The organism is Microvirga makkahensis (assembly GCF_009830105.1).
GTDB lineage: Bacteria > Pseudomonadota > Alphaproteobacteria > Rhizobiales > Beijerinckiaceae > Microvirga > Microvirga makkahensis.
Genome location: NZ_WURB01000012.1, coordinates 98,171 through 109,628, shown reverse-complemented (window position 1 = coordinate 109,628; position 11,458 = coordinate 98,171). Strand labels below are relative to the sequence as shown.

Annotated in this window: 11 protein-coding genes; 9 read left to right on the top strand and 2 right to left on the bottom strand. The window is 62.1% G+C overall.

Annotated features, from left to right (window positions below; translation table 11 throughout):
* Positions 1 to 120 precede the first annotated feature (120 nt).
* Entirely contained in the window at positions 121 to 1,752 is a 1,632-nt protein-coding gene (locus GR328_RS16680) for an alpha-D-glucose phosphate-specific phosphoglucomutase (protein ID WP_160885691.1), read from the top strand.
* Here GR328_RS16680 and GR328_RS16675 read toward each other — a convergent pair.
* Positions 1,745 to 2,194 carry a VOC family protein gene (locus tag GR328_RS16675; RefSeq protein WP_160885725.1) on the bottom strand — a complete coding sequence of 150 codons (450 nt, stop codon included), beginning with the start codon at positions 2,192 to 2,194 and terminating at the stop codon, positions 1,745 to 1,747. The genes GR328_RS16680 and GR328_RS16675 overlap by 8 nt on opposite strands.
* A gap of 363 nt (positions 2,195 to 2,557) precedes the next feature.
* Between GR328_RS16675 and GR328_RS16670 the strand changes: the two genes are divergently transcribed.
* The gene (locus tag GR328_RS16670) at positions 2,558 to 2,938 is read left to right on the top strand and encodes a hypothetical protein (RefSeq protein ID WP_160885689.1); all 381 of its coding nucleotides are present in this window, start codon (positions 2,558 to 2,560) and stop codon (positions 2,936 to 2,938) included.
* On the opposite strand, the gene GR328_RS16665 is transcribed toward GR328_RS16670, so the two are convergent.
* Entirely contained in the window at positions 2,878 to 3,996 is a 1,119-nt protein-coding gene (locus GR328_RS16665; RefSeq protein ID WP_160885687.1) for a LacI family DNA-binding transcriptional regulator, read from the bottom strand. The genes GR328_RS16670 and GR328_RS16665 overlap by 61 nt on opposite strands.
* Before the next feature lie 256 nt (positions 3,997 to 4,252).
* Between GR328_RS16665 and GR328_RS16660 the strand changes: the two genes are divergently transcribed.
* The 7 genes from GR328_RS16660 (at position 4,253) to GR328_RS16630 (ending at position 11,407) form a co-directional block, all read left to right on the top strand.
* Entirely contained in the window at positions 4,253 to 5,773 is a 1,521-nt protein-coding gene (locus GR328_RS16660; protein WP_160885685.1) for a sugar ABC transporter ATP-binding protein, read from the top strand.
* The gene (locus tag GR328_RS16655; protein ID WP_160885683.1) at positions 5,770 to 6,768 is read left to right on the top strand and encodes an ABC transporter permease; all 999 of its coding nucleotides are present in this window, start codon (positions 5,770 to 5,772) and stop codon (positions 6,766 to 6,768) included. The genes GR328_RS16660 and GR328_RS16655 overlap by 4 nt, the downstream gene beginning before the upstream one ends.
* 66 nt (positions 6,769 to 6,834) lie before the next feature.
* Complete coding sequence (locus GR328_RS16650) at positions 6,835 to 7,785, top strand: substrate-binding domain-containing protein (RefSeq protein WP_160885681.1); 951 nt, start codon at positions 6,835 to 6,837, stop codon at positions 7,783 to 7,785.
* Between the two features lie 123 nt (positions 7,786 to 7,908).
* Positions 7,909 to 8,970: a sugar phosphate isomerase/epimerase family protein gene (locus GR328_RS16645; RefSeq protein ID WP_160885679.1), complete on the top strand. Its 1,062-nt coding sequence runs from the start codon at positions 7,909 to 7,911 to the stop codon at positions 8,968 to 8,970.
* A 14-nt stretch (positions 8,971 to 8,984) separates the two neighbouring features.
* Positions 8,985 to 10,160: a Gfo/Idh/MocA family protein gene (locus GR328_RS16640; protein ID WP_160885677.1), complete on the top strand. Its 1,176-nt coding sequence runs from the start codon at positions 8,985 to 8,987 to the stop codon at positions 10,158 to 10,160.
* A 159-nt stretch (positions 10,161 to 10,319) separates the two neighbouring features.
* Complete coding sequence (locus GR328_RS16635; RefSeq protein WP_160885675.1) at positions 10,320 to 10,727, top strand: Fur family transcriptional regulator; 408 nt, start codon at positions 10,320 to 10,322, stop codon at positions 10,725 to 10,727.
* Positions 10,728 to 10,948: 221 nt separating this feature from the next.
* Positions 10,949 to 11,407, top strand: coding sequence for a Fur family transcriptional regulator (locus GR328_RS16630; RefSeq protein WP_160885673.1), 459 nt, complete (start codon positions 10,949 to 10,951; stop codon positions 11,405 to 11,407).
* Positions 11,408 to 11,458 lie beyond the last annotated feature (51 nt).

Genomic DNA, 11,458 nt, shown 5'->3' with positions numbered 1-11,458 from the left:
CAGCTCGACAGTGGCATCTCACCCGCGCAACCCTAGAATGGCTTCCTGAACTCTTTTGCAGGGCCGGAAGATTCCGAGATCAGGCCGCCCAGAACCGATTTGAGGAAGTGGCAAGCACCGATGGCGATCACCCGCATTCCGACAACCCCGTTCTCCGATCAGCGCCCCGGCACGTCGGGGCTGCGCAAGAAGGTGACAATTTTCCAGCAGCCGCACTATGTGGAGAACTTCATCCAGGCGATCTTCGACAACGTGGAGGGCGCCGAAGGCTCGACCCTCGTCATCGGCGGCGATGGGCGCTTCTTCAACGAGGCTGTGGTGCAGGTCGCGCTCAGGATGGCGGCCGCCAACGGCTTTGGGCGCATCCTGGTCGGGCAGAGAGGCCTGCTGTCCACCCCGGCTGCCTCCTGCGTGATCCGCAAATACAAGGCCATCGGCGGCCTGGTGCTCTCGGCAAGCCACAATCCCGGCGGCCCCGACGGCGATTTCGGCATCAAGTTCAACATGTCCCACGGCGGGCCCGCACCGGAATCCTTCACGGAAGCCGTGTTCAAGCGCGCGAGCGCAGTCACAGAATACAGGATCGTCGAGGGCACGGACATCGACCTCGCCCGCATCGGCGAAACCAGGATCGGCGACACCATCGTCCAGGTGATCGACCCGGTGGCGGACTATGTGGAGCTGATGGAGCGCCTCATCGACTTCAACGCCATCGGCGAACTCTTCCGCTCGGGCTTTCGGATGCGGTTTGATGCGCTCAACGCCATCACCGGCCCCTATGCCAAGGCCATCCTCGAAGGCCGCCTCGGCGCTCCTGTCGGAACCGTGGTCAACGGAGAGCCGAAGCCTGATTTCGGCGGCCACCACCCCGACCCGAACCCGGTCCACGCCCATGAGCTGATGGCGTTGATGATGGGTCCGGATGCGCCGGATTTCGGCGCCGCCTCCGATGGCGACGGCGACCGCAACATGATCGTGGCCCGCGGGCTCTTCGTGACGCCGAGCGACAGCCTCGCGATCCTCACGAGCCACGCGCATCTGGCCCCTGGCTACGCACAGGGCCTTTCAGGCGTGGCGCGCTCCATGCCGACGAGCCGCGCAGCCGACCGCGTCGCGAAGAAACTCGGCATCAATTTCTTCGAGACGCCCACCGGCTGGAAATTCTTCGCGAACCTTCTCGATGCGGGGCTGATCACGATCTGCGGCGAGGAGAGCGCTGGCACCGGCTCCAACCACATCCGCGAGAAGGACGGTCTCTGGGCCGTGCTGCTCTGGCTCAACATCCTGGCGGTCACGAGAAAGCCTGCGGACCAGATCGTGCGCGAGCACTGGGCCACGTACGGGCGCGACTATTACACCCGTCACGACTATGAGGAACTCGAGACCGCGCCGGCGAACGAGCTGATGGATGCCTTACGAGCCAAGCTCGCGAGCCTTCCCGGGCAGCGCTTCGGGGAGCTGACGGTGCAGGCATGCGACGACTTCGCCTATACGGACCCGGTCGATGGATCGGTGACGATGAAACAGGGCATCCGCATCCTGTTCCGGGAAGATGCCCGCGCCGTGTTCCGCCTGTCGGGTACCGGCACCTCGGGCGCGACCCTGCGCGTCTACCTCGAACGCTTCGAGCCGAACCCGGTCCGCCACAACATGCCGACGGCGGAGGTGCTGGCACCGGTGATCGAGGCCGCGAACGCCATCTCGGAGATCGCTTCGCGGACGGGCCGCAGCGAGCCCAGCGTCATCACATGACGCTCTCCCAATCTCGGGCTTTGGGCGATCTATTGATCGCCCAAAGCCCGGGAGTCGCCAGCTCCAGCACGTGCCCATCCGGATCGTGGAAATAGACACTGGTGCCGCCGCGCGACCAGGTCACTCTGCTGACGATCGGGATCTGGCGCTCGCGCAGCCTCCCCTCCCAAGCCGGAAGTTCCTCGGCCGAAATGGCAAAAGCCATGTGAAACGGGCCGTGCCCATCGTGACCGGGAATGGTTCCTCCCGGTGTCGTCACATCCTGCGCCGATCCTCCGCGCAGGAACAGGAGCAGCACGCTTCTTCCGCCCACGTCGAAGGCGCACATGCGCCGATTCTCGAGCAGGAGGGACAACCCGAGCCCGCCTTCATAGAAAGCCCTGGATCGCTCCAGATCCTCCACATGGAGGGCTGTCTCGAGAACGGAGTTCAGCTTCGGCATTGCGGCCATTCACGCATCCATGTTACATCGCTTCGGATCACACCACCCCAGTCTGCCCCCCTTTCCCGACAGGCCAAGCTTCCTGACCGGCCAAGATCCCCGGGGAGACGAAAAATTGGGCAACCATGCTGACCTTTTAGTCTTGCGATCCTTCTGAGCAGCCCCTACATATCGCAGTGCAGCACGGCGATTGGCGTCGCAGTGCCGCTGCCCTTCTTGGGCGTTTCCTCCCTAAACTTCGGGCCGCTGTCATCAGCGGCCTTTTTTCTGGGCTCTTGAATGGGCCACTTCCAGAGCGCCCCCCCAGGAACCTCGCTCACTTCCGATGGTTTTCCCATCAACAGAGCTTCCGGGAGAGTTTCGATGTCCACCCGCTCAGACGACCCCAACCACACCGATATTCCGCGGACGCACACCATCAAGCCGATAGAGGCGCCGCCCACGAATGCGGGCTCAACCTCGGCACAGCTGAAGGGTGACATCAACAGCGGTCGGACGGGCGACAAGAACGAGGTGTTCGACCCCGGGTTGTCCCCTCTCGGCACCGATGACGAAGCTGCCGGCTTTTCGCCGCGGCCGGACCAAGTGGATCTGGCCCGTCATGAGGAAGGCGCGGGCCGCTGGAAGAACGGTGCCGACAAGGACAGTTACGCCCACCAGCACTCGCGCAAAGCACTTTATGCTTATGTCGGCTTTATCGCACTCGTCCTAGTGCTCTTCGCAGGCGCCTTCTCCATGTTCTGAGGCGGCGCGACGCTATCCCGGAGAACGAGTTCCGTTTCGAGGAGAATCCGCTTGGGTGACGGACGACCTTGCAGAAGATCGACAAGAACGGAAGCTGCCGTCTGCCCCAGCTCTCGTCGCGGCTGACGGACCGTGGTCAGGGCAGGCTCGGCGACGGCCGCGAACTCGATATCGTCGAACCCCGCCACTGAAATATCCCCCGGCACCCTCAGCCCGGCCGACAACAACGTACGCGTCAAACCGATCGCCATCTCGTCGCTGGTGCAGAACACGGCTGTCGGGCGCCTTGAACGGGTCACCAGATCCTGCCCCGCCATCACGCCGGACGCGATGGTGTAGTCCCCCGGGATCACCAGTGCCGGATCGAAAGGGAGTCCGGACGCCTTCAGACCCTCCTGATACCCGAGAAAGCGCTCCCGCTCCAGAATGTTGTTCGGGGGACCGCTCACATAAGCGATGCTCCGGTGGCCCAAGGACGCGAGATACTGCGTCATACGGTTTGCGGCAGCGCGGTTGTCGATCTCGATCTGCGGAATATCCGCTGAGGGAATCGCCTCACACAGAGCGACCAGCGGAATACCTGTCTTAGCGGGCGTGCCCTCGCCGTCGCGGCTCTGCCCGAACAGGTGGCCGTTGAGGAGGATGGCGCCGTCAACGCGTCCTGCTGCCGTGAACGCCGCGAAATGCGCCTCCTTCTCGGGCGAGCCGTCGAGATCGCTGATGATCATGCCGTAACCCGCCTCGAACAGCCTCTCCTCGATGCCGCGCAGGATCTTGGAGAAGAAGGTGTTCGACAGGTCCGGCAGGACGACGAGCACCATATAGGTTTTCTGAGAGCGGAGCGACCGCGCGGCGGGATTGGGCACGTAGCCGGTCCTGGCAATAGCTTCGAATACACGTGCCCGCGCCTCCGGCGACACCCGCTCGGGCGATGCCAATGCACGGCTCACGGTGGCGGTCGAGACATCGGCAAGCCTCGCCACATCCTGAATACGCACCGCTCGGCCACTGGGGGCACCGTCCTCCTCTGGTCTGACTGAAGGCCCGCTCTCGTCCATGTTCCTCCCCTACCTTGGTTCTGTTTGACAGAAGCTGCCGTTGCGGTAAAGTTCTGATGTAATCGATTACATAGTGGCATTGCCATAGATCGGCATGTCCCTAGATCGATCGTTCAAGTCCCGCCAGAGGATGAATTGACCAGCCGGAGGAAACGAATGCTAGAACCCACCCCTTCCTGCTGACCGCCCCTGTGAACGTTACACCAACGCTGCCGTGACATCGCCAGCGAACGATATCGTTTAGCCGGAGTCGCGCATGGATTCTGTTCTTCGCGCAGAGAACATCTCTAAATCCTTCGGGCCGATTGAGGTCCTGAGTGGCATTTCACTCGATTTGCGGCCTGGCGAGGTTCATGCGGTCATCGGCGAGAACGGTGCCGGCAAGTCGACTCTCATGCGCATTCTCTCCGGCCATATCGCCCCGACCAAAGGCAGCCTTTACCTCGGCGGACAGCCGATCGCCTTTTCGGGTCCCGTTGACGCCGAAAGTCACGGCATCGTTCTCGTGCATCAGGAAATTCTGTTGGCAGAAGACCTGACCGTGGCCGAGAATCTCTTTCTCGGTCGCGAAATCAAACGTTTCGGCTTCGTCAACGACAGGATCATGCGCGAACGCACGCGGGGCATCCTGGCAGAGCTCGGCACGCGGATCGACCCGGATTGCGAGGTCCGGCGCCTCTCGATCGCCGACCGTCAACTCGTGCAAATCGCCCGCGCCCTGCTGGTACCACACAAAGTCGTGGCCTTCGACGAACCGACTGCCGTTCTCACGCCGGTCGAGGCGGAGAGCCTTTTCGCCATCATTCGCAAGCTGCGCTCTCACGGGGTCGCGGTGCTCTATATCTCCCATCGCCTCAATGAGGTGAAAGCCGTTGCTGATCGGGTGACGGTTCTGCGCGACGGCCGGCACATCGCGACACGGGACATCGAGGGCCTGGAGCCCCTCGAGATGGCCCGCCTGATGGTCGGGCGCGACATGTCGAAGCTCTATCCCGACAAGCCCTCCACGATATCCGAACATGTCATTCTGTCGGTACGCGACATGGTCGTCCCAGGCTATGTGGAGAACGCCTCCTTCACGTTGAGGCGCGGCGAGATCCTCGGGTTCGGCGGGTTGGTCGGCGCTGGCCGCACGGAGCTTTTCGAGGGCCTCGTGGGACTGCGTCCGAGCCAGGGCAGGATCACGCTCCGCGGCGAGAGCGTACACTTCCGCAATGCGCGCGAGGCCATGGCCGCAGGCGTCGTCTATCTCTCCGAGGACCGCAAGGGCAAAGGGCTGCTGCTGCAACAGAATCTGAGAGTCAATCTATCGCTCGCCGCCCTCGGCAGGTTCAGCCGTGGCCCCTTCATCGATATCGGCGCGGAGGAAGAGGCGCTCGATGGAGCGATCAAGAATTTCGATATACGCACCCGAAGCCGGGATCTCCTGGCAGGCCAGCTATCCGGCGGCAATCAGCAGAAGCTCCTGCTCGCCAAAATGATGATGCTGGATCCTCGCATCATCATCATCGACGAGCCGACCCGGGGGGTCGATATCGGCACCAAAGAGCAAATCTACCGCTTCGTCGCGCAGCTTGCCGAAGATGGCCTTTCCATCGTCGTCATCTCGTCAGAGATGCAGGAACTGATCGGCTTGTGTCACCGGGTTATCGTAATGCGCAACGGCCATGTGGCAGGCGAAGTCTCCCAGGCCGACCTCTCCGAGGATTCCATCGTCTACCTCGCCACTGGCGTTCATGAAGAAAGGGCGGCGGAAATCGCCGCAGGCCACGCATGACCGAAACCGTGCTTCGCAGCGGCGCCGAGAGGCGCAAGTCCACGATCGACATGCGGGCGCTCTCGCCTTTCATCGCGCTCGTCGCTCTGGCCATTGCCGGAGCCCTGATCAATCCCGACTTCCTGACGGCTTCGAACATTCTCAATGTCGTCACCCGCTCCGCCTTCATCGCCATCATTGCGGTCGGCGCCACCTTCGTGATCTCCGCCGGAGGTCTCGATCTTTCGGTCGGATCCATGGCGGCACTGACCGCAGGCGTCATGATCCTCACGCTCAATTCACTCGGCGGCGCCGATATGAGCACCCTCGCGGTCGGAATGCTGGCGGCCCTTGCGCTCGGCGCCATGTGCGGTTTGGCGAACGGCCTCATCGTTACCTTCGGGCGGATCGAGCCCTTCATCGTCACGCTCGGCACCATGGGCATCTTCCGTTCGCTGGTGGTCTGGCTTGCGGCCGGCGGCACCATCACCCTCCGCAACTTCGAGCTGCGCGAACTCTATCGACCCGTTTACTTCGGCACCGTGTTCGGCATTCCGGTGCCGATCGTTGCATTCCTCGTTGTGGCTGCGATCGGTGCTTTGATCCTCTACCGTACCTCCTTTGGCCGCCATGTGGTGGCACTGGGCTCGAACGAGGATGTGGCGCGTTATTCGGGGGTGCCGATCTGGCGCGTGCGCACGCTCACCTACATTATCCAAGGCATCTGCGTCGGCATCGCAGTGCTGGTCTATGTGCCGCGTCTCGGCTCCGCCACGCCAACCACCGGCCTTCTCTGGGAACTGCAGGCGATCACCGCCGTGGTCATTGGCGGCACGGCGCTCAAGGGTGGCGTCGGCCGTGTCTGGGGCACCGTGGTCGGCGCGGTGATTCTCGAACTCGTCGCGAATATCATGGTGCTGTCCAACTTCGTCTCCGAGTTCCTCGTGGGCGCGGTTCAAGGCGCCATCATCATTATCGCCATGCTCGTGCAGCGGTCCGTCCACCGTGGGCGATGAAACCGGGGTGAAGCCACCGGACAAAAGGACAAAGGCTCAAAAACTAACACCTCCAGGGAGGAGCAGATGAAAGCAGCACTTCTGAAAGTGGCTCTCGCGACCGGTCTGATGGCCGGTGTCGCGACAGGTGCGACGGCACAGCCGAAAAATGTGACGATCGCCGTTTCGATTCCGGCCGCCACTCACGGCTGGACCGGCGGCGTGGTCTATCATGCCCAAGAAACCGCCAAGCAGCTCGAGAAGGGCTATCCCGGCCTGAAGGTGATCGTGAAGACGTCGCCTGACGGCGCGGCCCAGGCGAACGCACTCGACGATCTGATGGCTCAGAGGGTCGATGCTCTGGTCGTCCTGCCCTTCAACTCGGACGAACTGACGGACCCAGTTCGCGAGGTGAAGAAACGCGGTACCTTCGTTACCGTCGTCGACCGCGGCCTGAAGGATCCGTCGATCCAGGACATCTATGTTGCCGGCAACAACGCGGAATTCGGCCGCGTCGCGGGCAAGTACTTCGTCGACAACCTGAAGGAAGGCAACGTCGTGGTGTTTCGCGGCATCCCGACCGTTATCGACGAGGAGCGTGTGTCCAACTTCGAGAAGGCTCTCGAAGGTTCGGGTGTGAAGGTCATCGACAAGCAATACGCAAACTGGAACCGTGACGATGCCTTCAAGGTGATGCAGGATTTCCTCTCCAAGCACCCGAAGATCGACGCGGTGTGGGCATCCGACGACGATATGGCGCTCGGCGTCCTGGAAGCCATCCGGCAGGCTAAGCGCGAGGACATCAAATTCGTGCTTGGCGGCGCGGGCATGAAGGACATGATCAAGAAGGTCATCGACGGGGACAAGATGATCCCCGCCAACGTGTCCTATCCGCCCTCGATGATTTCCACCGCCATGGGCGTCACCGCCGCGCATTTCTATACCAACGCACCGATGCGCGGCACCTACACGCTCGATGCCCAGCTGATCACGAAGGACAACGCCCAGGAGCATTACTTCCCCGAATCGCCGTTCTAACGGCTGCGCGCCCTCGCCCCTCCTCGACCGGGGGGCGAGGCAACGGCAAGCTGCCTGCGGTGTCGAGCGGCTTTCCTTTGCCTGTTACACCTTCTTTTGCAGCCGCATCTCGGGAGTTCACCCATGAAGACCATGAAGGGTCCCGGCCTCTTCCTCGCTCAATTCGCCAGCGACGAATCGCCGTTCAACTCACTCGACTCCATCTGCCGCTGGGCCGCCTCTCTCGGCTACAGGGGCGTTCAGGTTCCGACCTGGGACGCCCGCCTCTTCGACTTGAAGAGAGCCTCCGAGTCGGATGCGTATTGCGACGAGGTTCAGGGCATCGTCCGCTCGCATGGCCTGGAGATCACGGAACTCTCCACGCATCTCCAGGGTCAGCTCGTGGCCGTGCACCCGGCCTTTGACGAGGTCTTCGAGGGATTCGCGGCCCCGGAGGTGCGCGGCGATCCGAAGGCGCGGCAGGCCTGGGCCGTCGAGCAGATGTTGATGGCGGCTCGGGCGTCACGACGCCTCGGGCTGAAGGCGAGCGTCACCTTCTCCGGCGCGCTCGCCTGGCCCTTCGTGTATCCCTGGCCGCAGCGCCCGGCCGGTCTCATCGAAACGGCATTCGAGGAGCTGGGGCGGCGCTGGCGGCCTATCCTCGATGCCTACGAGGATGCGGATTGCCATGTCTGTTATGAGATCCATCCGGGCGAGGACATCCATGACGGCGCCACCTTCGAGCGCTTCGTCGATGCCGTCGGCGGACACAAGCGCGCCTGCATCAACTACGATCCCAGTCACTTCCTGCTGCAGCAGCTCGACTATGTAGCCTTCATCGATCTCTACCATGAGCGCATCAAGGCCTTTCACGCCAAGGATGCGGAGTTCAATCCGACAGGGCGCATCGGCGTCTATGGCGGGTATGAAAGCTGGATCAGCCGTGCGGGCCGCTTCCGATCCCTTGGCGACGGGCAAGTAGATTTCAACGCCATCTTCTCCAAGCTCGCGCAGTACGACTACGATTCCTGGGCGGTGCTCGAGTGGGAATGCGCCCTGAAACATCCTGAGGATGGTGCGCGAGAGGGCGCGGAGTTCATCCGGTCACATATCATTCGGGTCACGGAAAAAGCGTTCGATGACTTCGCCGCAGGCGGAACGGACGAGGCGGCAAACCGCCGCCTGCTCGGCATTGGCGCCCCTTGAAGAGGATATCGGCCATGACCATCGCAGGATCACGCGACGAGAAATTCAACCGCCGTCTCCGCCTCGGAATGGTCGGTGGCGGACGCGGCGCCTTTATCGGGGCAGTGCATCGTATTGCTGCCCGGCTCGACGACCGTTGGGAACTGGCGGCCGGCGCGCTCTCGTCCGATCCGGAGCGGGCCCGGCTGTCGGGCGAGGATCTGCTCCTGTCCCCGGACCGCATTTACAGCACATTCCAGGAGATGGCGCAGTGCGAGGGGGAGCGGGAGGACGGCATCGATGCGGTGGCCATCGTGACCCCGAACCATGCGCATGCCTCCGCCGCCGAAGCCTTTCTCAAGGCGGGAATTCACGTGATCTGCGACAAGCCCCTGACCACGACCCGCCAGGAGGCCGACAGGCTCGCGCAGCTGGCCCGCGAGACGGGGCTGATCTTCGCCGTCACCCACAACTACACCGGCTATCCGCTGGTGCGGCAGGCCCGCTCCATGGTGGCCGAAGGCGCGCTCGGCGGCATTCGCGTGGTGCAGGTGGAGTATGCGCAGGACTGGCTCGCGACTCGGGTCGAAGAGACCGGCAGCAAGCAGGCGGAGTGGCGCACCGACCCTGTCCGGTCGGGCCCTGCGGGAGCCGTGGGGGATATCGGCACCCATGCTTTCAATCTGGCCGAGTTCATCACCGGCGATGAGGCGACTTCGCTCTCCGCCGAACTCCACACCTTCGTGCAAGGCCGCAGGCTCGATGATAATGCTCATATGATGCTGCGCTTTGCGTCCGGTGCAAAGGGCATGCTCTGGTGCAGCCAGGTTGCGGCGGGCGTGGAGAACGGCTTGCGGATTCGCGTCTATGGTGAGAGGGCGGGTCTCGAATGGGACCAGGAAAACCCGAATGTTCTGCTGTTCTCTCCCCTGGGCGAACCGCCACGAATGATCCGCCGCAACGGATATGGCGCAAACGAAGTTTCGCGAGCGGCTTCGCGCGTTCCGGGCGGGCATCCGGAAGGCTACCTGGAAGGCTTTGCCCAGCTCTATTCCGATGTGGCGGAGCAAATCGTCGCGCGAATGGAAGGTCGCGATCCCAACCCCTTCTCGCTCGAGGTCCCCACCATCGAGCACGGATTGCGCGGCGTCCGCTTCATCGAAGCGGCGGTTCGATCCTCGGAGGCGAAGGCTGCCTGGGTGGAGATCTGATTCAGCGCCGGCGGATGCCGTTTGGCCGTTCAGGCGTGGCGGGATGTGTGGAATCGGCCTGTGCCTTTTAGGCACAGGCCGGCGGTTCCCGCCTTGAAATCATCCGCATAGTCATGACGTATAGGATTGACCAAGTTTTGTTTGAGAGTCGATCCCGTCATGGCAGCGAATCACCGCCATAATCTCCTCGAGGAGTTGAATGACACGCAAAAGCGCGTTCACCGGATACTGAGCGCTGCCCAGAATCCTCTTTCAGCCTACGAAGTGCTCGACAAGCTGCGTGCCAAAGGGGCCGTCACGCCTCCGACGGTCTATCGCTCCCTCGACAAGCTCATCGAGAAAGGGTTGGCTCACCGGCTCGAAAGCCTCAATGCCTATGTCGCCTGCAAGCACCCCCACCACCATGAGATGGCTGCCTTCGCCATTTGCGAGAATTGTGGTCTCGTCACGGAATTCAGCGATCCGAGTATCAGTGAGCGCCTGACCCAGTGGGGTGACGATCATTCCTTCTGTTCGAAGAAAGTTACCGTTGAGATACGCGGCCTCTGTGAGGTCTGCTCCAAGTGATGGATAAGTGATTTGGCGGCACCAAGTGACGGAAAACTTGGCGGTTTCGTTTTGCTACTTTGTATCAAAAATAACTCTCTTGGGGAACTCGTCTGCTAATTCGCCAAATTCCCCTGGGGAAAATGCAGATTTGCAATACTTCATTGCAACGATAACACATTGTTAAGCCCCTGTTTCCCCTATATGAATGGATAGGTTTTGAAATAACAGGAGTGTGGCGCATGAGCACAAGAGCCGTCAGGAAAGAAGAAGAGGAGAACCTCCTCCGCCGTGCAGACGATCTTTGCCGCCAGAACAACCTTCGTCTGACGCCGATCCGTGAGCGCGTTTACCGCGAGCTGGTTCAGAGCGGCGGCCCGGTGGGCGCATACGACCTCGTTGACCGTCTCAGCAGCGACAAGAAGCGCCTGGCCCCGGTGACGATCTACCGTGCCCTCGACTTCCTTCGCGATGCCGGTCTGGTTCACCGGCTCGCCACGCAGAACTCCTACGTGGTCTCTCACGGCCAGCCGGATGTTAACGCCATGAAGATCATGTTCGTGGATTCGAAGACGGGAGAAACTATCGAGGTCCATTCCACGGAGGTGGCGGAGGCCGTCCGCAAAGCCGCCGAGCAGGCCGGCTTCAAGTCGGTCTCGCCCTTCATGGAGGTCGAAGGCGAGTTGAACCGCCAAAGCTGATCTGAGCGAGCACGGAAAAGTAAGCCGCTCAATGCCTCCCTTTTCCTAAGG